Genomic DNA, 24,915 nt, shown 5'->3' with positions numbered 1-24,915 from the left:
CCATGAGCCACGCCAGCAGCCAGCCAGACCCCCGCGCCAATGCGGCCGATAGGCCGCTGCTGGAGTTCGATGCCAACGCCCTGCCGCTCAGCGCTGGCCTGCGGCTGCTCGAAGCCAGTGCAGGCACCGGCAAAACTTTCGCCCTGGCCCATCTGGTGCTGCGCCTGGTGACAGAGCCCCATCTGATGGAGCGCCCCCTGGCCTTGCGGGAACTGCTGGTGGTGACCTTCACCGAAGCGGCGGCGGCCGAACTGCGCGACCGGATCGGCCGGCGGTTTCAGCAGGCCCTCGAGGCGTTGGAGGCGCTGCAGGCTCTCGAGGCACCGAACACGCTGCAGCCGCCCGTCGCCGCCCGGCCCGCCATGGACGCGGTGCTGACCGGCTGGCTGGAACAGCTGCCCACTGGCACCAACCTTCCCCAGCTGCGCGCCCGGCTGCTGCTGGCCCTCGAAGAGCTGGATGCCGCCGACATCACCACGATCCATGGCTTCTGCCACCGCAACCTGCGGCGCCAGGCGCTGGAGGCAGGCCTGGGCCCGCAGCTGGAGGTGGAAACGGAAGGGGCCGAGCTCGCCGAACAGGTTGTCCACGACTACTGGCACAGCCAGGTGCTGCCCCTGCCGCTCCACCTGCTGCAAGGGCTGAAACGGGCCAAGGTGACCCAGGCCACCCTCACCGGCCTGCTCCAGCTGCTGGAAGGCGATGCGGCGCTGGCGCCCCCGCCCCTGCCGGACGGCTGGCGGACTGAGGCGCCTTTGCAGGAGCAGCTCACCGCCTTCTGGGGCCAGGTGTGGGAGCGGTTCAAGCCGTTATGGGCGGCGCGGGGGGAAGCGCTGGAGCAGACGTTCTGTGCCAGTGCCAGGCAATGGAAGGCGGCAGGGGCCAGCGCCACCACGCCGTACGCCGGCAAACCCAGAACGAATCGGGTCGAGGAGCTCAATGCCTGGCTCGCCACCCAGCCCGATCCCGGCTCCTACGCCGAGCTGCGTATCGACAAACGCAGCTGGCTACCCGACTACTTCCATCCCGCCGTCTTCACGAAGGTCGCCGAGACGTTCGAAACCCCGCCGGTGTCGTTGCCGGAGCGGCCGCTGCTGGAGGCGGTGGCCGCGCTGGTGGACGGCCCCGCTGAAGCGGTGCTGGCCCACTTCTGCCACTGGGGCGTGGGGGAACTGCGCAGCCGGCGGCAGCGGGCTGGGCGGATCAGCTATGGGGAGCTGTTGCGAGGCCTCGATCCCGGCCCGACGGGCAAAGGGCGCCCCGCGCTGATCGAGGCGCTGCGCCGCCGCTACCGGGCGGCCCTGATCGATGAATTCCAGGACACCGACCCGATCCAGTGGCGCACGCTGCGGCAGGCCTTTGCCCCCGCCGCTGGCGCCGGCCAGCATCTGCTGGTGATCGTGGGAGACCCCAAACAGGCGATCTACCGCTTCCGTGGCGGCGATCTCGACACCTACCTGGCGGCGCGGCAACTGGCGGCCCGCACCCCGGCGGCGGCAGGCGAACCCTCCATCCGCAGCATGCGCCACAACTTCCGCGCCTCAGAGCCCCTGGTGGCCGCGCTTAACCACTTGATGGCCCCCGGGCTGGTGCGCACCGACTTGCCTGTGCCCGCCGTGGTGGCCCAGCCGCAGCGGCAAGCGCTGCACCTGCAGCTGCCACCGGGCCAGGCGCCGCTGCAGCTGCTGTGGCTGGGGCCGGAGCCTGGATCCGCCGCCGCCGGGGCGAAGCTGCCCAGCAAAACCGCGCTGGAGCAGACCCTGCCGCGGCAGATCGGCGCGCTGACGCTGGACCTGCTGCAGCGCGGCATCGAGGTGCACGCGCACGCCGAGCAGCGGGCGCTTGAACCGGGCGACATCTGTCTGCTGGTGAGCCGCCACTCCCAGGCCGACGCCCTGCGCCGCGCCCTGGAGGAACGGGGCATCGCCAGCCGGCTGGTGAGCAAGGGCGATGTGTTCGAAAGCGAAGGGGCCAGCGCCTTGCAACGCCTGCTCGATGCCCTGGCGGAACCCGGCAGCGGTCCGCGGCAGCGGCTGCTGGCCGCCTCCCCCCTGCTGAGCTGGAGTCCCCGGCGCCTCACCGCCGCCAGCCCGGCCGACTGGGATGCCCTGGCCGATCGTCTGGCGCGGCTGGCCGAAGGGCTGGGGCTGCGGGGCCTGCTGGGGGTGCTGGCCGAACTGCTGGAGGGCGAGGGGCTGGGGCGCCTGTCGCAGAGCGGCAGGCTGCTCGCCGACCTGCAGCAATGCGCCGAGCTGGTGCAGGAGCAGATGCACAACGAACAGCTCGGGGCGGTGGCCGCCGCCGACTGGTTGCGTCGCCGCCGCCGCCATCCGCCCAACGACCCGCCGGAACGCCACCAGCCCCACAGCGATGCGGTGGAATCAGCGGTGCGGGTGGTGACGGTGCACCGCAGCAAAGGGCTGGAGTTTCCGGTGGTGATCTGTCCCTATCTCTGGCAGGCGCCCCCCGCAGCCACATCCGCCGGCAACCCGGGCGTGCGCTGGACGCCTCCCGGTGCCGCGGGCCCCAGCCTCGACATCTCCGTGAACCAGCGCTGGGGCGTGGGCCGCGAAGCACGGCAGCAGAAGCATCAGGCGGAGGCGCAGGAAGCGGAGCGGCTGGCCTATGTGGCGCTGACCCGCGCCATGCAGCTGCTCGTGCTCGTGTACGGGCCCTCTCAAGACCAGGAGGCCAATCCGCTGCGGCCCTGGCTGTTCCCCGGCCAGCCCCTGAGCGAGCCCGGCGACGACGACTCCAGCACCCAGGTGTTGGGCCCGGGCGACGCGCTGAGTGGACTGAGCTGGATTCAACTGCCGGCGGAAGCTGCCGGCCAGGGGCGCTGGCAGCCGCCGCCACGCCGCGGCACGCTGCACACAGGCCCGGTGCCGCAGCGGCTGCTCGATGGGAACTGGGGCCGCAGCAGTTACTCCAGCTGGACGCACAGCAGCAGTGGCGGTGCCCTGCCTCCGGCGGCGCTCGAAGACGGCCGGGAAACCGATGCGAACACCGCCGCCCCGCCGATCGAGGCGCCGATGGAATCCCTGCGGATCGAAGCGGCAGCCAGCGCCACCTCGGGGCCAGCCACCTCCCAGCCGGGCCCCTCTGGTCAAGCCGGCTCCAGCGCAGCCACTTCTGGCTCAGCCAACTCAGACCCGGCCAGCTCCGACCCAGACGCCCACGGCCCCCTGCAGGATTTCCCCCGGGGCGCCTCTGCCGGCGATTGCCTGCACCGCATCCTCGAGCAGGTCGACCATCAACGCCGTGCCGTTGCCGATCCCGCCACCGCCGCCCTGGTGGAGGTGGAGCTGGGGCGGGCCGGCATCGACCTGGAGCAGCGGGATGCCGTGCTGGCCGGCCTCGAGCAGCTGCGCCTCACCCCGATGGGCGGCCCGCTGGGCAGCTTCCGCCTCGCCGAGCTGCCGCTGACGCAGCGGCTGAACGAAATGAACTTCGACCTGCCCCTGGCCTCTGAGCCCGCAGCATCCCGACAGAGCTCGCCGCTGGTGCGCGCCGCCGGGCTGGCAGCCCCGTTCCGCGACCATCCCAGCGGGGCCTTCGGCGCCGCCTACGCCAGCCAGCTGGAGCAGCTGCCGGTGGCCAGCCGCGGCTTTCTCACCGGCTCGATCGATCTGGTGTTCACCGCTCCCGCCGCCGCTGGCGAGCTGCGCTGGTGGGTGGCCGACTGGAAGAGCAACTGGCTGGGTGAGCGCGGCGAGAACGGCCAACCGCTGGCCTGCGGACCCCTGCATTACGGCCCGACGGCGATGGCGGCGCTGATGGCAGCGAATCACTACCCACTGCAGGCTCACCTCTATCTGGTGGCGCTGCATCGCTACCTGCGCTGGCGCCTGCCGGGCTACACCCCCGAGCGCGATCTGGGCGGCTACGTCTACGTGTTTCTGCGCGGCGTGCCGGGGGAGCGGGCACAGGCGGCCGGGCCCGGAGCGGCCGTACCGGGAATGTTCGTGGAAGCGGTCGATCCCGATCGGCTGCTGGCCCTCGATGCCGCCCTGCGGGAGGGGCAGCCATGACGGAAGCCTCGCAAGAAGCACAGGCACCCGCGCCGTTCGGGGCTCTCACCGCAGCGGCCACAGGCGCGGTCGCAGCGCCTGGCTGGACGCTGGGGATGGCCCTGGCCGAAGCCCTGCCGCGCCTCTACGGGGTGAAGCGCGATCCGCTGGTGGAGGAGCTGATCCTGGCGCTGGCGCTGGCGGTGCAACGCGGCGAGCTGGAGCTGCCGCTGGCTGGAACGGCGCCGGAAGGGATCGGGGCGGAAAGCGTGGCCGCCGGCCTCTGGCCGGAGGGCCACCGGGCAGCGCTGGAGCGCTCCCCCCTGCTGGACGCTGGCCGGGAAGCGTCGCCGGCCGGCCCGGCCCCGCTGGTGCGCACGGCAGCGGGTGGCCTGGCCTGGCGGCGTTGGCGCGACCAGCTCGACGACGTGCTGGCCCAGTTGCGGCAGCGGGCCCTGAGCCCGCTGGAGCCAGCACTGCCGCCGGAGCATCGCCGGCGCCTGCGCGATACGGCCTGCCGCCGCGGGGCCCTCGATTCTCAGCAGGTGCGGGCGGTGGACGCCCTGCTGTCTCAGCGGCTGGTGCTGCTCGGCGGCGGTCCGGGCACCGGCAAGACCACCACGGTGGTGCAGATGCTGGCCGCGGCGCTGGAGGCCCGCCCCGACCTGCGGGTGCACCTGGCGGCCCCCACCGGCAAGGCCGCCACGCGCCTGCGGCAGGCGATCCGGGAACGCGGGGACCGCCTGCCCGACGACCTGGCCGAACGCTGCATGGCCCTGCCCTGCACCACCCTGCACCGCCTGCTGGAAAGCCGCGGCGATGGTTTCGCCCGCGACCGCCGCCACCCGCTCGCCCTCGATCTGCTGGTGATCGATGAGGTGTCGATGCTGGATCTTGAGTTGATGGCAGCCGTTCTCGACGCCCTGCCGCAGCAGGCCCAGCTGCTGCTGGTGGGCGATCCGGCCCAGTTACCGCCGGTGAGCCCCGGCGCCGTGCTGATCGCCATCGAAGACGACCACCGCCGCGCCTCGCTGGGGGAAGCGATGGTGCAACTGGCCACGCCTTACCGCAACGAAGGGGCGATCGCCGCCGTGGCCGCCCAGGTGCGCAACGGCGGCGGCGCCCGGCTGGAGCGAAGCCTTGCCGCACTCCAACCGCGCGACAACCTGCACTGGCTGCGCTGCGAGCCGCCGCGGCTGCCTGAAGCACCGCTGGAGCGGCTGCGCGCCCATCAGGAACGGCTGCGGGAACTGGCGATGGCCTTTGATCCCAGCCAGCTTTCCGCGGCCCAGGCGCTGCTGAACGAACTGGAAGCCTGCGTGCTGCTCACGCCCGTGCGCAGTGGCAGCTGGGGTGTGGAGGCCCTGCATCGCCGCCTGCTGGGGGAGGCCGCCGAACGCGGCGCAGCAGCCTGGCCGCTGGGCACGCCGGTGCTGTGCAGCCGCAACCTGGCGGAGCAGAACCTGGCCAATGGCGATGTGGGCGTGGTGGTGCGGCCGGGGCACGAGACGCTGCTGCTGTTCAGTGACGACAAAGCCGGGCCCCGGTTGCTCCATCCCGCCCGCCTGCCAGGGGCGGAACCGGCGCTGGCCCTCACGATCCACAAGTCGCAGGGCAGCCAGTACCAGGAGGTGGTGGTGCTGCTGCCCAGGAGTGAGCGTTGGGAGGGGCGGCTGCTCTATACCGCTCTCACCCGTGCGCGCCGGGAGGCCTGGCTGGTCACCCCACCGCTGCCGCCCTGGGCGCCGGCGCCGGGCCCGTGATCCCCGCCGGCAGGCCCACCCTCACAGCGTCGGACTGGCGGATCTGGGGCCTCACCGCCGCAGGCAAATACCTGGAGGGGCTGGTGGTGTTCATGGGGGGCATCGCCCTGCCGCTGGTGCAGGCGGAGCTGGCGCCGGCCAGGGCAGCGGTGGGTCTGCTGGCGGCCGCGCCGCTGATCGGCATCCTCGTGGGCGCGCCGCTGCTGGGCACGCTGGCCGACCGCTGGGGCCGCCGGCCGGTGTTCTTGGCCGAGCTGGTGCTGCTGCTGGCGGGGCTGCTGGGGGCCGCCGCCAGTCCGAACGTCACCTGCCTGGTGGCCGCACTGCTGCTGATCGGCCTGGCGCTCGGCGCCGACTACCCCACCGGCCATCTGGTGATCTCCGAACAGTTGCCGGCGGCCTGGCGCGGCCCGCTGGTGCTGGGCGCCTTCGGCTGCCAGGCCGTGGGGGCACTGAGCGGCAGCCTGCTGGGCTGGCTGCTGGCTGCTCATGGCAGCCTGGGGCCACTGGGCTGGCGCAGCCTCTATCTCCTGCCGGTGCTGCCGGTGCTGCTGCTCACCGGGGCGCGGCTGGGGGTGCCGGAAAGCCCTGGCTGGCGGCCGCCGGGTGTTGCCCAACCCCAGGCCGCTGGAGAAGGGGGGTCGGCGCCAGCCACTGGCCAGACGCAGACAGCCCCTGCTGCGCCCAACCCGTTGCCACCTCGCGCACCCAGCCCGCTGGCGCCTCCTTCACTGCGCCCACTGCTGCTGGCCGGGCTGCCGTGGTTTGTGCAGGACCTCAGCACCTACGGGGTGGGAATCTTCCTGCCGCAACTGCTGGTGCAGGGCGGCGTGCAACAGCACAGCCTGGGCTGGGCCACAGCGGCCGATGGGCTGTTCGTGGCAGGAATCGGCCTGGCGATCGTGCTGGTCGATCGGCTGGGCCGGATCGGGCTGCAGGTGGCCGGCTTCGGGGGCTGCGCCGCCGGGCTGGCGCTGGCGGCGTGGGGCTGCAGCGGGGCTGTTCAGGAGCCCGGCCTGGTGATCGCCGGGGTGGGCCTGTTTCTGTTCATGACCAACGCCGGCCCCAATGCCACCACCTATCTCCTTGCAGGTGAGGTGTTCCCGATCGCCCAGCGCGGCCAGGGGGCGGGCCTCGCGGCCGCTGCCGGCAAAGCCGGCGCGGTGCTCGCCGCCCTCACACTGCCGGGGTTGCTGCACCGCTGGGGAACGGGTGCGGTGTTGGCTGGCCTGGCGGTCAGTTCGGTGATCGGCGCACTGCTCACCGGCTGGTTACGGCTCGACCCGGCACTGGAGCGTAACCATTCAGCGCAACAGCACTCGGCAAAAAAGCGGGGCCTCGGCACGCGGTGAAGCGGCCAGGACCCCGGAGGTGGAGCATTCAGATCAAGCCTCTGAGCAAGGTTTCAGAGCAACCGTCGGAGCTGCGCACAGAACAGAAAAGGGGGCAGGACGGCACCCGCCCCCAACGTTCTGACTACCTGACTACTTGATGAACAGCATCTCCTGGTAGGTGGGCAGCGGCCAGGCGTTGTCGTCCACCAGGGTTTCGAGCCCGTCGACGGCTTCGCGGATCTTGTACATCAGCGGCAGCAGGGTGTCGGCGCAGTGGCGCATGTGGGCAGCCTCGCCATGGGGCGGGCTGGCCAGAGCGGACTCCAGAGCCACGCAGTTGGCCAGCAGCTCCTGGTTGAGCGTGGCGATCCGGCCGGCCATGGCCCGATCGGGCGGCAGACCCAGGGTTTCCTGGTAGTGGAGGGAGTTGGCCAGCTGACCGAGATAGGTCATCACGGCGGGGTACACCTGGGTGCGGGCCATCTGCAGCACCAACTTGGCCTCCACTTCCACCGCCAGCACGTACTGCTCGGCATACACCTCGAAGCGGCTGTGCAGCTCCACCGGGGTGAGCACACCGGTGCGCTCGAACAGGGCCTTGATGTCGTCCCGCTCCAGCACGAGCAGCGCATCGGCGGTGGTGGGGAGGTTCTCCAGGCCCCGTTCGGTCACGGCCTTTTCGTGCCACTCACTGGAGTAGCCGTCACCGCCGAACACTACATTGCCGTGCTGCTGCATGATCGCCTGCAGCACTTCAGCGGCTGCCGACTCCAGCGACGCACCGGCACCCATCTTGGCCTCCAGTTCGTCGGCCACGTACTTGAGCGAGTCGGCCAGGATCGTGTTCATGGCCACCAGCGGGCCGGCCACGGATTGATTCGAACCCACGGCGCGGAACTCGAAGCGGTTGCCGGTGAAGGCGAACGGGGAAGTGCGGTTGCGATCGCCCGGATCCTTGGGGAACTCGGGCAGGGTGTCGACACCGAGCTGCATCAATCCACCGTGGTCGGTACTGCCAAGGTTGCCGTTCTTGATCATCGTGAACACCTCTTCCAGCTGGCTGCCGAGGTACATCGAGATGATCGCCGGCGGCGCTTCGTTGGCACCGAGGCGGTGATCATTACCGGCCGTGGCCACCACAGCACGCAGCAGCGGGCCGTAGAGATGCACGCCACGAATCACAGCACCGCAGAACAGCAGGAACTGCATGTTCTCCTCGGGGCTGCTGCCGGGATCCAGCAGGTTGCCCTGGGTGCCGTTGCCCACCGACCAGTTCACGTGCTTGCCGGAGCCGTTGATGCCAGCGAAGGGCTTCTCGTGCAGCAGGCAGTTCATGCCGTGCCGGCGCGCCGTGTTCTTCAGCAGCGTCATGGTGAGCTGCTGGTGGTCGGTGGCTACGTTGGCCGCCTCAAAGAACGGAGCGATCTCGAACTGGCCCGGTGCCACTTCGTTGTGGCGGGTTTTGGCGGGAATGCCCAGCTTGTACATCTGGCGTTCCACATCCTGCATGAACACCTGCACCCGCTGGGGGATCGCACCGAAGTAGTGGTCATCGAACTGCTGGCCCTTGGCGGAAGGATGGCCGAACAGGGTGCGGCCCGCCAGCAGCAGGTCGGGGCGGAGGGTCACGAAGGCGCTGTCGACCAGAAAGTATTCCTGTTCAGCACCGCAGCTGGAATTGACCGGGGCGATCTCGGTGTTGCCGAGCAACTTGAGCAGCCGCTGGGCCTGCTTGTTCATCGCTGCGTTGGAGCGCAGCAGCGGTGTCTTCTTGTCGAGGGCTTCACCCGTCCACGACACAAACACCGTGGGGATGCAGAGGGTGATGCCGTTCGGCGTCTCCATCAGGAAGGCCGGGCTGGTGATGTCCCAGGCCGTGTAACCGCGGGCTTCGAAGGTGGAGCGGATGCCGCCATTGGGGAAGGAGGAACCATCAGGCTCGCCCTGCACCAGCACCTTGCCGGTGAATTCACAGATGGCCGAACCATCGCTCTGGGTGGAGATGAAGCCGTCGTGCTTCTCCGCCGTGGAGTTGGTGAGCGGATAGAACACGTGGGCGTAGTAGAGGGCGCCACGGCCCACCGCCCAGTCTTTCATCGCCTGGGCTACAACATTGGCCACGGAAACATCAAGTTTGCCGCCTTCCTTGATGGTTTTCTGAACCGATTTGAAGATGTCCTTCGGCAAGGACGACTTCATCTTGGCCAGATCGAAAACGTCAGACGCCCACAACTCCGAGAGGGGCGCAATGGGAGGAAACTCCGGGGATGGCCGTTCCTGGATGCACTGGATGGCCGCGAGACGCTGCGAACTGGGCATGAGGGGCAGAAAAGATCCGCCCAGCATCCAACCCCTCAGCCTTGCCACCAGATGAAGCCGTTGCTACAGATCAATTGGTGGGCCCTTCCCCGGTTGCGAATCGCTCAAGCCTCGGGCATTCCCAGTCGGATCCTGCGCAGCATCGAACCAGCAACCAGCGGCAAGAGCCGCGCGCGCTGTGTCAGGCCCGCGGCGCCCTTCACTGACCACGTCATGCGACAGACTGAACCTGCATTCCGCTGCAGCGTCGATGGTTCGCTACTACCTCCTGCTGCCGGATCCGAAGGCCGGAGCCGAGGCCACGCTCGGGCGCATGCTCGACGACCGCTCCGAAGCCTGCTTCGACGCCACCACCACACCCCCGGGCTGGCAGAACTGCACGAATCAGATTCAGCGCCGGCTGCACGCCCACGACAAGATCGCCGAAATCAGCCTGGAGCGCGCTCAGGCCTGGCAACCCTCCGCCTTTGCCTGAACCCGGCCGCGAGTTACCGCCCGGCCCCGAGGCCCAGGTTGACGCCGGATCAGGGCGATGCCAACGCCCCTGGGGATGGTTCGAGACCCTTGCCGATGGTGAGTCCTATCGGGTGAAACGGCTGCTGGTGCTGGCCCACCAGCGCATCAGCCTCCAACGTCATCGCCACCGCTGTGAGCACTGGGTGGTGGTGGCCGGCAACGGTCGGCTTGAACTGGAGGGGGAATCCATCCCGGCCCGGCCGGGCGTCACCTTGTTCATCCCTGTGGGCGCGATGCATCGGCTCACCGCCGGCTCCAGCGATCTGGTCCTGATTGAGGTGCAGCGGGGCGACCGTCTCGAAGAAGCTGATATCGAGCGTTGGCAGGACGATTACGGCCGGGCCGTCAGCAGCACATGACGGGGATTCCGGCCGTTCAGGTGTTACATTGTGCGCTCACCCTTTGATGAAGGGCAAGGCAGGCGTGCTACAGGCCATCAAGGCCATGAGCTTCGGGTTGCTGCCGGCCTGTGTTGAAGGAACTCCTCAGGCCCCAGCCACCCACCCAGATTCGTGACCCAGCCTTCTGCTTGCGAGAGCTTCGCGTGCTCTGTTGACACCGACGCGTCCCTCTCCGCCTCCAATTCCACCTCGACGAGCCATCCCATCACCACCCTTTCCCTCTCCGCCGACCCGATCGCCACGGATTCCGCCGCCACGCCAGCCCTGCCACTGACGAGCGTCGATCTCACCGCCCTGGAAGCCACCAGCCCCGCCGTGACGGACGCCACAACCGAGGCCAGCACCCTGATCGGTCCGCTCACCACCACCGCAGCACCTGCCGAAACGAAAAACGGCTTCGCCAGCTTCGGTTTCTCCGCCGAGCTGCTGGAGGCCGTCGAAGGCTGCGGCTACACCGAGCCTTCCCCGATCCAGAAAGCCGCCATTCCTGAGCTGCTGCTCGGCCGTGATCTGGTCGGCCAGGCGCAGACCGGCACCGGCAAGACAGCCGCCTTCGCCCTCCCCCTGCTGGCCCGCCTTGATCCGGCCCAACGCACCCCCCAGGTGCTGGTGCTCACGCCCACCCGCGAGCTGGCGCTGCAGGTGGCGGAATCCTTCAACAGCTATGCCACCAAGCTCCCGCAGGTGCGGGTGCTTCCCATCTACGGCGGAGCCGATTTCCGCGATCAGATCGTGCGTCTGCGCCGTGGCGTGCAGGTGGTGGTGGGCACACCTGGCCGGGTGATGGATCACATGCGCCAGGGCACCCTTGATCTTTCCGGCCTGCGCAGCCTCGTGCTCGACGAAGCCGATGAAATGCTGCGCATGGGATTCATCGACGACGTGGAGTGGGTGCTGGGGCAGTTGCCGAGCGAGCGGCAGGTGATCCTGTTCTCCGCCACCATGCCGTCCGAAATCCGGCGGCTTTCGAAGAACTATCTCCGCAGCCCGGCGGAAGTGACGATCCGGCAGAAAGGGGCTGAGTCCAGCTCCATCCGCCAGCGCCATCTGGTGGTGAACGGATCCCAGAAACTGGAAGCTCTCACCCGGGTGCTCGAGGCCGAAAGCAGCGAAGGTGTGATCATCTTTGCCCGCACCAAGGCCATCACCCTTGCGGTGTCCGAAGCGCTCGAACAGCAGGGCCACGATGTCGCTGTGCTCAATGGCGATGTGCCGCAGGCCCAGCGGGAACGCACCGTGGAGCGGCTGCGCAGCGGCAAGGTGAACGTGCTTGTGGCCACGGATGTGGCGGCGCGCGGCCTCGACGTCGACCGCATCACCCTGGTGATCAACTTCGACATCCCCTTTGACAGCGAGGCCTATGTGCACCGCATCGGCCGCACCGGCCGGGCCGGCCGCAAGGGCGACGCGATCCTGTTCCTCACCCCGCGCGAGCGCCGCTTCCTCTCAGGTCTCGAGCGTGCCGTCGGCAAGCCGATCGAGCCGATGGAGGTGCCCAGCAACGCCGACATCAACCAGAGCCGGCTGGATCGCCTGCGTCAGCGCCTCACCGCCGCTGTGCAGGAGCCCACAAGTGAGCCCCAGGAACTGGCCCTGCTCAGCGAGATTATCCAGCGGGTAGGCCGCGAGATCGAGGTCACCCCGGAGCAGCTGGCCCTGGCCGCCCTCCAGCTCGCCGTGGGAGATCGCCCGCTGCTCGCCCAGGGTGAAGAAAACTGGCAGCAGAGCGGAGGACGCGACCGTGACCGTCAACGGGACGGCGATGGCCGCCGTGGCGAGCGCGGCGAGCAACGGCGGCCCCTTGGCCAAGGCCGCAACGGCGGCGGGTTCCGCGAGGAAGGCAGCGCGCCCCCCGACGACCAGATGGACCGGTTCCGCATCGAAGTGGGCTGGCGTGACCGCGTCAAGCCGGGCAACATCGTGGGAGCGATCGCCAATGAGGCTGGCCTCAACGGCCGCAGCATCGGCAGGATCCAGATCTTCGACACGCACAGCGTGATCGATCTGCCCAAGGGAATGCCTGAAGATGTGTTCGCTGCTCTCGCCCGCCTGCGGGTGATGAACAAGGAGCTGCAGATTTCCCGTCACCAGGGCTGAGCCCTTCAGCCCCTCCCCGCCATTGCCCTGAGGCCCTCCATGCGCCTGGTCTTCACCTTCACCTCGCTGGCTGCCCTCACGCTCTTTGCCCAACCGGTGCAGGCCGATACGTTGAGCGCATCGGCTTCCACCCGCAACGACAGCGTCACCAGGTTCTGCCTGGCGGGGTTCCAGGCCGCCTTCCAAGCGGCCCGCAAAGTGCCCCCGGATGGCATGGGGGCCTACACCTGCAACTGCTTCGTGGAGCAGGTGAACAAGGGCTCCAGCATCCAGGGCGCCACCGACATCTGCCGGCAGCTCGCCACGACCAAGTACCGGCTCTGAGTGTTCAGCTCCAGAGGCTGGTCACACCATCGGTGCACAGCAGGCTCACCTGCTCCAGGGGAAGGTTTTCGATCGTGGCGATCAAGGTCGTCTGCACCTCGGTGGACTCGGTGAGCACCAGGGATTGCAGCAGGTCGAAACGGTCCTGAGGGGCGAGTTCGCCGTTCTCGCACCAGGCCAGACTCCAGGGGACAGGGGCAGACATTGGTTCGGGATCGCCGGGTGTTGGTTCCGTGACAATCAGACGACCTTCGCCCATTTCCTCCCTTCTTCCCTTTTCCTTCCGTTCTGCTTCACGCTTTGCCACGCCTGCCCAGGCCATGCCGCCACTTTCTTCGCCCCAGCACGAGCCCCAACACTCTGCCCCCGCGCTGAAGCGGCTGCTGCGAGCCCTGCGGCCGCACCGCCGGCGGGTGTGGCAGGCGGCGTTCTGTTCGGTGCTCAACAAAATCTTCGATCTGGCTCCGCCGGTGCTGATCGGCCTGGCGGTGGATGTGGTGGTCCGCCAGCAGACTTCCAGCCTCGCCGCGCTCGGTTTCCGCAGCGTGCCGAGCCAGCTGGGGCTGCTGGCCCTGCTCTCGTTCGTGATCTGGAGCGCCGAATCCGGCTTCGAATACCTCTATGGCGTGCTGTGGCGCAACCTCGCCCAGACCGTGCAGCACGAGCTGCGGCTTGAGGCCTACGGCCATCTGCAGCAGCTGGAGATGGCCTTCTTCGAGTCGAGCAGCAGCGGCCGGCTGATGGCGATCCTCAACGACGACATCAACCAACTCGAGCGCTTCCTCGACCATGGCGCCAACGAGCTGCTGCAACTGGTGACCACCGTGGTGGCGGTGGGCGGGGCCATGGCCGTGCTCTCCCCCAGCGTGGCGGGGGTGGCATTTCTGCCGATCCCGGTGATCCTCTGGGGCTCGCTCAGCTTCCAGAAGCGGCTGGCCCCGCGCTACCGCGAGGTGCGTGAACGGGCTGGCGATCTCAACAGCAGCCTGGCCAACAACCTCGGCGGCATGCTCACGATCAAGAGCTTCGCCGCTGAAGCCTGGGAGCTGGAGCGCCTCCGCGGCGAAAGCGAGGCCTACCGCGCCAGCAACCGCCGCGCGATCCGCATCTCGGCCGCCTTCATTCCGCTGATCCGCTTCGCGATCCTGTTCGCCTTCCTGGCGATTCTGGTGATCGGCGGCCTGCAGGCGTGGCAGGGAGCGATCGCTGTAGGCAGCTACAGCTTTCTGGTGTTCATCACCCAGCGTCTGCTCTGGCCGCTCACCACCCTGGGCCGCACCCTCGACGACTACCAGCGGGCCATGGCCTCCACCACCCGGGTGCTCGATCTGCTCGAAACTCCGGTGAGCATTCCCGGCGGCTCCCGGCCGCTGCCCCTTGAGCAGGTGCAGGGCAGGCTCGAGTTCCGCGCGGTGGACTTCGCCTACGGCGGCCGCGACCCCTTGCTGAATGGATTCGAGCTCACCGTGCCGGCCGGCAGCACCGTGGGCATCGTTGGCGCCACGGGCTCGGGCAAGAGCACGATCGTGAAGCTGCTGCTGCGGCTCTACGAGGTGCAGGCGGGCGAGATCCTGCTGGATGGCCAGCCAATTCGGGAGCTGCGGCTCGAAGATCTGCGCCGTGCCATCGGCCTGGTGAGCCAGGAGGTGTTCCTGTTCCACGGCACCGTGGCCGAGAACATCGCCTATGGCAGCTTCAGAGCCAGCCGCACCGCCATCGCCCGAGCCGCTGCCCTCGCCGAAGCCGCCGGCTTCATCGAGGCCCTGCCACAGGGCTACGACACCGTCGTGGGCGAGCGGGGCCAGCGGCTCTCAGGCGGTCAGCGGCAGCGGATCGCCCTGGCCAGGGCCATTCTCAAGAATCCGCCTGTGCTGATCCTTGATGAGGCCACCGCCGCGGTGGACAACGAAACCGAGGCCGCCATCCAGCGTTCCCTTGACCACATCACCGCCTCTCGCACCACGCTGGTGATCGCCCACCGGCTCAGCACCGTGCGCCACGCCGATCGGATCGTGGTGATGGACCAGGGTCGCATCGTGGAAGCCGGGCGCCACGAAGAGCTGATCGTCCGCAACGGCGCCTACGCCAACCTCTGGCGCGTGCAGGCCGGACTGCGCCGCGAAGAACCGCTGCTGGCCTGAACACAGGCAGGCATCCGCTGCCCCCTTGATACGGCACGACGGGGTGGGCGGGAATGTTGCAGCATGGACAACTCCTTCAGGGCCCCCTGCTGCCCCCTGACGATGGCGCCGAGCTCCGGTCCCCACGAACTGCCGCCGACGTCCCAGACGGAGTTGCTGGAGTTGCCCGTCGAGCGCCTCCAGCCCACCCAGCTCTGCCTCGGTCTGGCGGAGGTGCGGGCCCGGGCCTGTGATTTCCGCCTCGAATCCGCTGCCAGCCGCCGCCGTTACCTGCGCAGCCGCCCGGTGCCGGTCGCCGTCAGCAGCGCCGGTGAGCACTGGATGATCGATCGCCATCACCGGCTGCGGGCCCTGCTCGACGTCGACCCGGACGTGAGCGTGTTCTGTGCGGTGGTGCTGCGGCTGGAGGGCGCCAGCCGGGCCCACTGCCTCGAGGAGCTCAATCGCCGCGGCTGGCTCTATCTGCACGATGGCGAGGGGCGCGGTCCCCACCCGGCGGAGCGCCTGCCGAGGCGGCTGGAGGCACTCGACGACGACCCCTATCGCAGCCTCGTCTGGAAGCTGAAGCAGGAGGGGCTGATCCGCGCCCAACCCACCCTGCCCTTCCACGAGTTTCGCTGGGGCGCCTGGCTGCGTCAGCAGGCGCTGCCGCCGTTCAGTTCGATCGAGCTGGATCCGGCTCTGCCGGCGGCGCGGGAACTGGTGCGCCAACGCCGCGATCCTGGGAGCTGAGGTCACCAGCTCAGAAACTGACTGATACCGGCGGGCCTGGGAGGGAAATCCACCGCCAGGATGAAATAAGGTTTCAATATGAAGACATCGGCAGCGAAGCGCCAGAGATCCACAGCGGTTCCTTCGGCGCCTTCAGCCGGATACCCGAGCGCTCCGCCCCCCAAGCGCCGGTCCAGCGGATTGGGGCCGATCCTGCTCGCCGTGATGTTCGGGCTCGGCGGCGGCCTCGCCCTGGCGGTGCCCTTGGCCGATCTGATCAAGGGCAACACCACTGTGAAGCTGGAAGGCTTCCGCAATCCCTTCGGCAGCTGGGTTGACACCGATCGCGACCTGCTCGTGCTCGGCTCCGACGTGGGTGGTGGCAACACCGATGTGATCTTCACGCTGCGGGTGGAGAACGGCAAAACCCAGATCACCCAGGTGCCGCGAGACACCTACATCGATTCCGCCCGCTTCGGCCCGGTCAAGGCCAACGCTCTCTACGCCTACGGCGGCATCGAAGCCGCGAAGGAGGAGCTTTCCGAGCGCCTCGGTCGACCCATCGGCCACTACATCAAGGTGAATCTGAGCGCGATCCGCCGCATGGGCGATGTGCTCGGTGGCGTCGAGGTGGATGTGCCCAAGCGCATGTACTACGTCGACAACAGCCAGGGCCTCTACATCGACCTGCAGCCGGGCATGCAGACGCTCAAGGGCCGCGACCTGGAAGGCTTCCTGCGCTGGCGCCACGACGAGAACGGTGACATCGGCCGCATCGAGCGGCAGCAGCTGGTGCTGGCCGCGGTGTTTCGCAAGCTGATCCGGCCGGACAACCTGATGCGTCTGCCCACCCTGCTCTCCGCCGCCGGGGAGGATGTCAAGACCGATCTCGGGCCCATGCAGATCGGCGGCCTGATCACCGCCATGGCCTCCACCCAGCTCAGCACCGAGCGGCTCGGCGGCCGCCCGTTCGACCGCAACGGCATCAGCTACTGGGAAGCCGACTGGCCCAGCACCTCCGGCACCGCCAGCTCCTCCAAGGAGTCGTCGGACAACGGCCGCTACCGCTTCCTGTTCTGAGCCACGGCGGCAGGGTCGCCGCCACCTTCCAGCTACTGATCCTCAGCCTCCTGCCATCAGCCCTCAGCCGCCATGGACGGAGCCGGTACCGTGCCGGCAATGCGCCGCAGCGCTGCGATGGCTCCACTCTCCCCCCTGCTTCAGCAGAGCCTGCGCCTTGGCCTCGCCAGCCTGATCACCGCCGCGATCGCGCTCTGGAGCGATCGGATCGCGTTCGTGTGGTATCCGCTGCTGGCCGTGATCTTCGTCATCGATGACAACGACGAGTTGACCGTCAAAGCGGCCCTCGCCCGGGTGCTCGGCACCGCCAGCGGCGGTCTGGTGGCCTTTCTCGTGCACACGATCATGGGCGGCTGGCCCGCGGTGCTGGTGTCCCTGCTGCTGACCGTGCCCCTGCTGCGGCTGCTGGGCTGGCAAGGAGGGCTGTCCACCGCCGTGACGATCAGCCTGATGTTCCTGCTGATCCCCCACTACACCGCGCTCAACTGGGACTACGTGTTCAACCGCACGGTGGACACGTCCGTGGGAATCGTGGTGGCGCTGCTGACGGCCCTGCTGTTCTGGCCAAAGAACAGGCTGCAGCGCATCGGGGCCCTCGAGCGGCAGATCCACACCAGCCTGCAGACGCAGCTCGCTGCCCTCACGGCGTGGGCTCTGGGCAGGCAGGCACGCCCTGCACCGCTGTCCCGTGCCGAGTTCACCGCCCGCCTGCTCGCTCTCGAACAGCTGGTGCAGCAGGAGCAGGCGGGCCATGCACGGCACCTGCTGCGGCAGGCACGCTGGCGCCAGCGGCTGCTGATCTGGCAGACGATCCACCACCACTGGGTGCAGTTCGAACGGCTGCTCGGCCAGCTCCCCGCCGACCTGGCCGGCGAGCCAGCTGTCGCCGCGTTGGCGTCGCAGCTGCAACGGGCGCTTCAGCAGCTGCAGGCGCCGGCGTCAGGCGACGGGCCGCTGCAGCTGCAGCCGGCCTCCGGGGAGCAGACCCTGCCCTCGCTGCTGCTGCACTCGCTGGAGGAGGAACACAACCGGCTGCGGCGGGCGCTGCTGTCGCTGCAGTTCTGCGAGCGGAGCACCCTGCCCCGCACCGCCAGCTCCCGCCTGGAGCCGGCGCGATGAAGCTTCCGCCACGGCAGGAATGGCGCCTGGCCCTGGTGACCGGGCTGAGTACGGGCTTTGCGGTGCTGAGTCCGTTGCCGGATGGCTACTACATGCCGATGGCGATCACCGCCGTGATGGCCGGCAGCTACGGCGGCTCCTATGCACTGGGTCGCCAGCGGCTGCTGGGCAGCCTGATGGGGGTGGCCATCCTGTTGGTGTGCCAGAGCGGCCTGCGCCTGCCCTTGCCCCTGGCCCTCGGCATCGCCCTGACGCTCACCCGCCTGCTGGGCGGTGCGCTGGGTCTGCAGAGCGGCTACAAGGTGGCTGGCTTCATCGTGGTGATGGGCTGGCTGGTGCACAGTTCCAACCTCTCCAGCTGGATTCCGCTGCGCCTGGGCTGGACCTGCCTGGGAATCGTGGTGGGGTTGCTGGCCGTGCGCTGGATCTGGCCCAGCCGGGCGATCCAGCAGCAGAACGACGGCTGCCGGCGCCTGATGGGCACGATCGCAGCCGCCTTGCGCGAGGAAGGCCAGCGACTCGGCAGCCCGCTGGCCCCCGCCGCTTCCCCCGGCGAGCGGCGCCGGCGCCACCGGCAGGACCTGACCCAACTGGTGGCCCTGCGGCAGGGGCGGCCGGCGGCGATCACGGAGCTGGGGCTCAACCCGGCCCGGCAGCCGCTGCATCACCTGTGGCAACTGTGCGATGCCACCTTTTCGTTGTTGCTTGGAACCCTCGACGGGCTGCGCAGCCTGCCGCCTCCACTGTTGTCACCGTCGGCGCTGGTGGAGCTGAGAATGGCGGAAGTGAGGCTGCTGGAGGCCATGGCCCAGCGGCTGGAGGGATGGCAGACCTGCCGCTTCGCGCAGGACGAACCGCTGCCGTCGCTGACGGCCAGCGGCAGGCAGGCAGGCTTGCAGAGCCAGGCACTGGCCCTGGCGGCCCTGCGCACCTGCCGCGAGCTGCTGCACAGCCCCGCGTTCGAGCAGGTGCCGAACGTGCGCCAGCGCCAGGTGGCCCGGCGCCTGATGCTGCTGGAGCAGGCAGCCGAGGGCCTCGAAACGATGGACCGGCGCTGGCAGGCGCTGCAGGCATGACCAGACTCCCTTGCAGGCCTGCGATCGCCACCAGGCTCGCCCTGAGCGTGACGTTGCTGGGGATCGCGCTGGAGCAGGGCCGCGGTGTGGCACTGGCAGCCGGGGCCGACCCTCATCACCACGCCGCTGCGCTGGAGCGCGCCTGGAGCCGCCTGGACGCCGAATTGCGCCTGCTGGACCAGCTGTTGCCCGGGCCGGAGGACGGGGGAGCCGGCGGCGCCACCCCCGGTGAGACGCCACCGGCCCCACCCCCGCTAGCCCTGCCGACGGCGGCGCAGCTCAGCGATCAGCAGCAGGTGCAGGCGCTCAGCCTGGAGCAGGCGGTGGTGATCGCGCTGGCCGAAAGTCCGCAGGTTCAGGCCCGGCGCCTGGAGGTGGCCGCAGCCCTGGCCCAGCTGCAAAGCCGCCTGGGCACCTACTGGCCCCGCATCGCCGCCGTGGGCGGGCTGGCCTACGACCAGACGGCGACGCGGTTCGGGGTGCCCGCCGGCAACGGCAGCCTCGCCCTCGGGCCCAACTTCGCCGCATCCGGACTGCAGGCCGCCGATGGCTCGACCACCAATGGCCCCTTCTTCGTGCCCAGCGGTGCCACCGCCACCTTGAACCAGGGGGTGCGCCAGCTGAGCGGTGGCCTGGAGCTGGATCTGGCCGTGTTGGATTTCGCCCGCAGCCCCTTGATCCAGGCGGCCCGGGCGCGGCTGCGGCAGGCGCGGGCCACCTACGCCAACAGCCTGCGGCACCGGCAGCTGGAGGTGAGTGAGGCCTATTACGGCCTGCAGCGGGCCGACCAGCTGGTGCGCATCCGCGAAGCCGACCTGCGCAACGATGGCGTGATCCTGCAAGAGGTGCTGGCGCTCAAGCAGGCCGGGCTCGTGCCCCGTCTTGACCTGCTGCGCCGCCAGGCCTTCGAAGCCGAAAGCGAGGAACAGCTGATCCAGGCCCGCGCCGACCAGGCGGTGGCTCGGCGTCGGCTGGCCGTGCTGCTCAATCTGCCGGCCAACCTCACCCCCCGCGCGGCGGACCCGATCCGGATCCAGTCCCGCTGGCCGTTCGGGCTGGAGGAGAGCCTGCTGGCCGCCTATCGCGACAACCCCGAGCTGGCGCTGGTGCTGGCCAGCCGCGACGCCCTGGCCAAGGACCGGCAGGCCCTGGCCGCCCAGCTGCTGCCCCGCCTGAGCCTGTTCGCCGCCGCGGCCGCCGGCAGCAGCCAGACCCAGCAGTGGAACATCAGCGGCGACTGCTGTGGCACGACGGTGATTCCCACCCAGAACAGCGCAGGCACGGACTGGTCGGTGGGGCTGGCCTTCCGCTGGCTGCTGTTCGACGGCGGCAGCACGGCCGCGGCGCTGCGCAGCCTGACGCAGCAGGAGCAGGCCGAGGCGCAGCGCTATGCCGCCTCACGCAACGACATCCGCCTGCGGCTGGAGCAGGCCTTCTTCGAACATGGGGCCAGCCTGGGAAAACTGGCCTCCAGCCAGCGGGGGGTGCGCGCCAGCCTGGAGGCCTTTCGGGATGCCCGGCTCCGCTATCAGAGCGGTCTGGCCAACGAAGTCACCCTGTCGCTCACCCAGGACCGGCTGATCACCAGCCTGGTGCAGCGACTGGAGGCCACGGTGGCCGTGAACATCACCTACGCCCGACTGCTGCGGGAACTGCTGCCGATGCCCACCGACCCCGAGGCCGTCGTGCCGGTGCAGCTCACGGTTCCAGAGGCCGGCCGTCGGCAACTGGGGCCGTGACGAGCCCGGGCAACGCGAAGCTCCGGATCAGCAGCCTGTGCGGCTGCGCCGCTCAACGCTCGCCGCTGGAGACGAAGCGCTCGATGCGGTACGCCAGCACCACCAGCAGCACCACCAACCAGAACCAGAGCTCCGGCGCATTGGCGTTGAGCAGCACCACCAGCAGCACCACTTCGGCCACCAGCCAGGGCAGCTCCCGCCGCAGCGGGCTGGATTCGCCGGTCGGCGGGGGCGGATTCGAGGTCATGGCAACGCCCCCGCGGTGGGGCTGGCCGCAGGGCTGGGGCGGTCTGAGGAGCTGGTGATGCTGGCCGGAGCGGCCGTCGGCGTCTTCTGAAGCGGTTTGTCGCTCTGGCGGAGGTCTCCGTCATCCCAGCGGCGATCGAAGCCGAAGGTGCGGAAGCCGCCGGTGAGCGAGCGCAGGCCGGGCAGCAGATAGGAGATCGGGGTGCGCCATTCCACGTAGGCATGGCCCGTGACGGTGAGACCTTCCCGCACCGGGAACACACTGCTGCCCCGCGAGAGGGTCCAGCGGAAGCCATCGAGGCTGGCGGGGTCACGCTCCAGGCTGATCTCGGCGCGCATCACCGGCCCGCCTTCCACGAGGGAGCGGGCCAGCTGGGGGTTGCCGATCGTGGTGGAGATGTCCTCCTCGGTGGCGGGCAGCACATTGACCTGCCGGACCCGGCCCACGATGCCACCGAAGCGGCTGCGCTGGTCCCAGTCGGGCACGACCTCCACCGGCAGATCAGGGCGCAGGCGACGGGCATCGGCGGGAGGGAAGTAGGCCACAGCGATCAGTGGCTGGGAGCCGCTCCCACGCCCGATCGTGCCCAGCCGCTGGCCCACGGCCACGGTCTGCCCGGGGATCACCTGCAGATCCAGCACCTCCCCATCGCGATCGGCGTGCAGGCGGCCGTTGAAGGCCAGCTGCGCCTCGCTGACGCGAAGCTGACGGCGCAGATCATCGATGCGAAAACGCCGCTGCAGCGCCGCGGTCTCCAGCTCGAGCTTCACCTGCTGAAAGGCGGTGAGCAGGTTCCGCTCTTCGATCGCCACCTGATCGAGGTTCACGGCCGTGGCGGTGAGGCCCTGCTCCACCGTCACCACTTCGGAGGAGAGCGGGGCCACCACCTCCCGCCGGCTCAGCCACTCCAGCTGGTTGAGCTTGGCGGCGTAGGTGTTCTTGAGGGCGCCGAAGCGGCTGCGGTCAGCGCCCAGCTTGGCGAGGGCGGTGGCAAGCGCCTGCCGTTCGGTGGCGAGGCGTTGGTCGTCGCGGGCGGTGAGCTGTTCGTTCTGACGTTCGAGCTCCCGCAGGTTGGCTCGCTGCTGTTCGATCTCCCGCTCCAGCACCGGCAGATAGAGCTCCACCAGCACCTGGCCGCGTCGCACCCGATCGCCCACGGCCACAAGCAGGCGCCGCACCTGGCCGCCGGCGCGGGCGTCGATCAGGCCGGCACTGCCGGGCAGCAGCAGCACCCCCTTGCCCATCACCTCGGTGGGCACACGCCAGAAGCAGGCCCAGAGCACCACCGCACCGACGACGCCGCCCAGACACCACGCCACCTTCCGCCGCGGAGGCATCCCCTTCCAATGGTCAGGCCGCAGCAGGTGCATGGCCGCCAGCTTGGTGGGTCACGGGGTTCCTGTCAGCCCCCGCCCGCCACGGGGGCGGCGCCGGGCAACGTGGCCAGGGCAGCCGGATCACCGGCGATGGCGGCCGCCATCAGCGGCGCCAGGGCCGGCACCAACGCAAAGGGCCCACCGAAACCGGCGAACACCCACAGGCCAGGGTCACCCGCCACCGCTCCCACCAGGGGCAGGCCCGGATTCGTGAAGCTCACCGGCACCTGAACGAAGCGACCCGGCAGCTCCGCCAGTGCCGGCAGCAGCCCCGCAAACGCCTGGCGCAGGCACAGCTCGGTGTGGCGGGGGTCGGGGGGTGGGCCCAGGTCCGTGCCTGGGCCCACCAGGGAGCTCTGGCCCAGCAGCCAGCCCGTACCGCTCGGCGCCCAGCCCACATCCACGATCAGCTCAGGCGCCTGCAGCTGGGCGGAGCGGTCTTCCAGGCCCTGCCGCTGGCCCAGCAACGGCATCACGATGGCATCACCGGAGGGCAGCGCCAGCGGCAGGCGGTCCACCAGCAGTGCGCCGGCCCAGCTGAACCGCAGACGCTGCGGCAACGACGGCCAGAGCGAGCGGCAACCGGCTCCGGCAGCCAGAACCACCTGACGGGCCCACAAGGTGTCGCCCACACCACCGCTGGCCGCTTCCAAGCGCAGGCGCCAGCCAGAGCGCGTGGGCTCGATGGCCGACACCCGCTGGATGAGCCGCCGCACCCCGGCCGCGCGCAACGCCCCGGGCAGGGCAACCGCAAGCACCCCCACATCGACCCTGGCGTAGCCGAGCCGCAGGGTCCCTCCAGCGCCGCTGGCCGCCGCAGCCACTGGAGACGCCGCGCCGGCTGCGCCCGTCAGCGGTGGGCCGTGCTGCAGCTGATCGGCTCCGAGGTGACGGCGGGCCAGACCCTCCACCTGCTGGAGCACCCCCTCCTGCCGCTGCCGCGCAGCGGCGTCAGCGGCGGCGGGCCAATGCAGCACCAGATCGCAGGGGCTCAGGCCCAGGGGGCCATGGCGCGCCTCCAAGCGGCGCCAGTGGGACGGAGCGGCGGCCATCCAGCTGTCGAGCGGGCCCGGAGGCCCGGCCCACCAGGGGATGCCGCCGTAGCTGAGCGGTGTGGCGGCAGGCCCCGCCCCGTCCACCACCGTCACCGGCAGACCCAGGCCCGCGAGTTCGAGGGCAAGGAGGCCACCGGCCAGCCCCGCACCGATGACCACCACCGGGCCGCCGGCTGCGGAACCTGGCAGGGCCGCAGCATCGTCCAGGACCGCAGCATCGTCGATGGGTCCAGCCCCCCGCATGAGCTCCGCTTCCACCCTGCTGCCGCCGGGCCGCCTCAGATCTGCAGGGTGAAGGAGGTGATCACGTTATGGAAGAGCTCCTTGACCTTGCCCCAGCGGGCCTCGTTGGTGCTCACCGCCAGGGTGTAGAGCCGACCCCGGTCAGCGACCACCGTGGCCAGTTCGTGGCGGTCGCGATCCGCCAGGTGCACCGCGTACTCCAGGTCGTAAAACGTATGGCCACCGTCCTGGCGCTCCACCGCCTCCACCAGTTCCGCCTCACGGCCGCTGCCGGCCGGCGCGATCACCACGCGCCGCAGCTTTTCACCCACCGCCACGGCGCTGCCGAGATCACTCAGGTCGTTGGTTGCATTCACATCGGAGATCACCAGGCTGAGTGTTTCATCGCTGTTGATCAGGTCGTGGAACACCACCTGGGGGCCATCGCTCACCACCACGCGCGTCCACCCTGTGGGATAGAGGAAGGCATAACGGCCATCGGGGCTCTGGAAGGCGTTCAGCCCGGCGGCCGCGGCGCTGCAGCCCGCCAGCCCACCACCAGCGATCAAGGCCCCGAGCAGCACGGCCAGCAGACGGCTGAACCAGGGCCGGAGATCCGGCTGGAGAAAGCGGAGAGGCATGGCGGCAAGGGCGGCGGGATGGGGGAGCACCGGCGCCATTCTGTCGGCCGGCAGGCCGGGAGCTCTTGGCAGCGTCTTTAGATTCGGGGTCTTCGCGTCAGTTCTCTGAGCGGCTTCACCCGTCCCCTGGCCCGGCTGATCGACCAGTTCGAGCGCCTGCCGGGCATCGGCCCCCGCACCGCCCAGCGCTTAGCCCTGCATCTGCTGCGCCAGCCGGAAGAACAGATCCGCGCCTTCGCCGATGCCCTGCTCGCCGCCCGCAGCCAGGTGGGCCAGTGCCAGCGCTGCTTCCACCTCTCCGCCGAAGCCCTCTGTGAGATCTGCCTCCAGCCGGAGCGCCAGACCGGGCTGCTGTGCGTGGTGGCCGATTCCCGTGATCTGCTGGCAATCGAGCGCACCCGCGAATACAAAGGCAGCTACCACGTGCTCGGTGGCCTGATCTCGCCGATGGATGGCATCGGACCGGAGCTGCTGCACGTGCAACCGCTGGTGAACCGGGTGGATCAGGAAGGCATCAGCGAAGTGATCCTGGCGCTCACACCGAGTGTGGAGGGGGACACCACAAGCCTCTATCTGGCCCGCCTGCTGCGTCCGTTCACCAGCGTGAGCCGGATCGCCTACGGCCTGCCGGTGGGCAGCGAACTGGAATACGCCGATGAAGTGACCCTGGCCCGGGCGATGGAAGGCCGGCGGCGGATGGACGGATGAACGGCAGGCGGCGGATGGGCGCAACGCGCTCGATAG

Annotated in this window: 20 protein-coding genes; 14 read left to right on the top strand and 6 right to left on the bottom strand. The window is 69.6% G+C overall.

What is annotated here, in order from left to right; all coding sequences use genetic code 11:
- The first annotated feature begins 2 nt into the window (after positions 1-2).
- Genes KBY86_RS01635 through KBY86_RS01625 form a run of 3 tightly spaced genes read left to right on the top strand, consistent with a single transcriptional unit; the run spans position 3 to position 7,125 of the window.
- Positions 3-4,031, top strand: coding sequence for a UvrD-helicase domain-containing protein (locus tag KBY86_RS01635; protein WP_255139918.1), 4,029 nt, complete (start codon positions 3-5; stop codon positions 4,029-4,031).
- Positions 4,028-5,773 (top strand): AAA family ATPase, encoded by a 1,746-nt coding sequence (locus tag KBY86_RS01630; protein WP_255139917.1) that lies wholly within the window; start codon positions 4,028-4,030, stop codon positions 5,771-5,773. Before KBY86_RS01635 ends, KBY86_RS01630 begins: the two co-directional genes overlap by 4 nt.
- Positions 5,770-7,125: an MFS transporter gene (locus KBY86_RS01625; protein ID WP_255139916.1), complete on the top strand. Its 1,356-nt coding sequence runs from the start codon at positions 5,770-5,772 to the stop codon at positions 7,123-7,125. The genes KBY86_RS01630 and KBY86_RS01625 overlap by 4 nt, the downstream gene beginning before the upstream one ends.
- 132 nt (positions 7,126-7,257) lie before the next feature.
- On the opposite strand, the gene KBY86_RS01620 is transcribed toward KBY86_RS01625, so the two are convergent.
- The gene (locus KBY86_RS01620; RefSeq protein WP_255099676.1) at positions 7,258-9,426 is read right to left on the bottom strand and encodes a glutamine synthetase III; all 2,169 of its coding nucleotides are present in this window, start codon (positions 9,424-9,426) and stop codon (positions 7,258-7,260) included.
- Between the two features lie 250 nt (positions 9,427-9,676).
- On the opposite strand from KBY86_RS01620, the gene KBY86_RS01615 reads away from it, so the two are divergent.
- The 4 genes from KBY86_RS01615 (at position 9,677) to KBY86_RS01600 (ending at position 12,764) form a co-directional block, all read left to right on the top strand.
- A complete protein-coding gene (locus KBY86_RS01615) occupies positions 9,677-9,901 on the top strand; it encodes a hypothetical protein (RefSeq protein WP_094511015.1) in 225 nt (74 codons plus the stop codon).
- Positions 9,894-10,301: a phosphomannose isomerase type II C-terminal cupin domain gene (locus KBY86_RS01610; RefSeq protein ID WP_255139915.1), complete on the top strand. Its 408-nt coding sequence runs from the start codon at positions 9,894-9,896 to the stop codon at positions 10,299-10,301. The genes KBY86_RS01615 and KBY86_RS01610 overlap by 8 nt, the downstream gene beginning before the upstream one ends.
- 153 nt (positions 10,302-10,454) lie before the next feature.
- Entirely contained in the window at positions 10,455-12,440 is a 1,986-nt protein-coding gene (locus tag KBY86_RS01605; RefSeq protein ID WP_399220946.1) for a DEAD/DEAH box helicase, read from the top strand.
- A 39-nt stretch (positions 12,441-12,479) separates the two neighbouring features.
- Positions 12,480-12,764 (top strand): hypothetical protein, encoded by a 285-nt coding sequence (locus KBY86_RS01600; RefSeq protein WP_094511018.1) that lies wholly within the window; start codon positions 12,480-12,482, stop codon positions 12,762-12,764.
- Between the two features lie 4 nt (positions 12,765-12,768).
- On the opposite strand, the gene KBY86_RS01595 is transcribed toward KBY86_RS01600, so the two are convergent.
- Positions 12,769-12,969 (bottom strand): hypothetical protein, encoded by a 201-nt coding sequence (locus KBY86_RS01595; RefSeq protein WP_094511019.1) that lies wholly within the window; start codon positions 12,967-12,969, stop codon positions 12,769-12,771.
- 115 nt (positions 12,970-13,084) lie between these two features.
- On the opposite strand from KBY86_RS01595, the gene KBY86_RS01590 reads away from it, so the two are divergent.
- From KBY86_RS01590 to KBY86_RS01565, 6 genes are all read left to right on the top strand, one after another.
- A complete protein-coding gene (locus KBY86_RS01590; RefSeq protein ID WP_255139914.1) occupies positions 13,085-14,905 on the top strand; it encodes an ABC transporter ATP-binding protein in 1,821 nt (606 codons plus the stop codon).
- A 102-nt stretch (positions 14,906-15,007) separates the two neighbouring features.
- Positions 15,008-15,637 carry a ParB/Srx family N-terminal domain-containing protein gene (locus tag KBY86_RS01585; RefSeq protein WP_255099680.1) on the top strand — a complete coding sequence of 210 codons (630 nt, stop codon included), beginning with the start codon at positions 15,008-15,010 and terminating at the stop codon, positions 15,635-15,637.
- Positions 15,638-15,841: 204 nt separating this feature from the next.
- Entirely contained in the window at positions 15,842-16,696 is an 855-nt protein-coding gene (locus KBY86_RS01580) for an LCP family protein (RefSeq protein WP_255140069.1), read from the top strand.
- A gap of 72 nt (positions 16,697-16,768) precedes the next feature.
- Positions 16,769-17,815 (top strand): aromatic acid exporter family protein, encoded by a 1,047-nt coding sequence (locus KBY86_RS01575; protein ID WP_255139913.1) that lies wholly within the window; start codon positions 16,769-16,771, stop codon positions 17,813-17,815.
- A complete protein-coding gene (locus KBY86_RS01570) occupies positions 17,812-18,891 on the top strand; it encodes an FUSC family protein (protein WP_255099682.1) in 1,080 nt (359 codons plus the stop codon). Before KBY86_RS01575 ends, KBY86_RS01570 begins: the two co-directional genes overlap by 4 nt.
- Positions 18,888-20,630 carry a TolC family protein gene (locus KBY86_RS01565; RefSeq protein WP_255139912.1) on the top strand — a complete coding sequence of 581 codons (1,743 nt, stop codon included), beginning with the start codon at positions 18,888-18,890 and terminating at the stop codon, positions 20,628-20,630. Before KBY86_RS01570 ends, KBY86_RS01565 begins: the two co-directional genes overlap by 4 nt.
- Positions 20,631-20,682: 52 nt before the next feature.
- Here KBY86_RS01565 and KBY86_RS01560 read toward each other — a convergent pair whose 3' ends face one another.
- The 4 genes from KBY86_RS01560 to psbP all read right to left on the bottom strand — a co-directional run bounded on the left by KBY86_RS01560 (position 20,683) and on the right by psbP (position 24,171).
- On the bottom strand, positions 20,683-20,877 hold the full coding sequence (locus KBY86_RS01560) for a hypothetical protein (RefSeq protein ID WP_255099684.1): 195 nt from the start codon (positions 20,875-20,877) through the stop codon (positions 20,683-20,685).
- Positions 20,874-22,196: an NHLP bacteriocin system secretion protein gene (locus KBY86_RS01555; RefSeq protein WP_255139911.1), complete on the bottom strand. Its 1,323-nt coding sequence runs from the start codon at positions 22,194-22,196 to the stop codon at positions 20,874-20,876. Before KBY86_RS01555 ends, KBY86_RS01560 begins: the two co-directional genes overlap by 4 nt.
- An 83-nt stretch (positions 22,197-22,279) precedes the next feature.
- A complete protein-coding gene (locus KBY86_RS01550; protein ID WP_255139910.1) occupies positions 22,280-23,470 on the bottom strand; it encodes an FAD-dependent oxidoreductase in 1,191 nt (396 codons plus the stop codon).
- Positions 23,471-23,586: 116 nt separating this feature from the next.
- Complete coding sequence (psbP, locus tag KBY86_RS01545; protein ID WP_094511091.1) at positions 23,587-24,171, bottom strand: photosystem II reaction center PsbP; 585 nt, start codon at positions 24,169-24,171, stop codon at positions 23,587-23,589.
- A gap of 126 nt (positions 24,172-24,297) precedes the next feature.
- On the opposite strand from psbP, the gene recR reads away from it, so the two are divergent.
- Positions 24,298-24,879 carry a recombination mediator RecR gene (recR, locus tag KBY86_RS01540; protein WP_094511027.1) on the top strand — a complete coding sequence of 194 codons (582 nt, stop codon included), beginning with the start codon at positions 24,298-24,300 and terminating at the stop codon, positions 24,877-24,879.
- Positions 24,880-24,915 lie beyond the last annotated feature (36 nt).

It is taken from the genome of Synechococcus sp. Lug-A (assembly GCF_024345655.1).
Lineage (GTDB): Bacteria > Cyanobacteriota > Cyanobacteriia > PCC-6307 > Cyanobiaceae > MW101C3.
The sequence above is the reverse complement of the archived record's forward strand: the minus strand, read 5'-3'. Positions and strand labels throughout refer to the sequence as shown.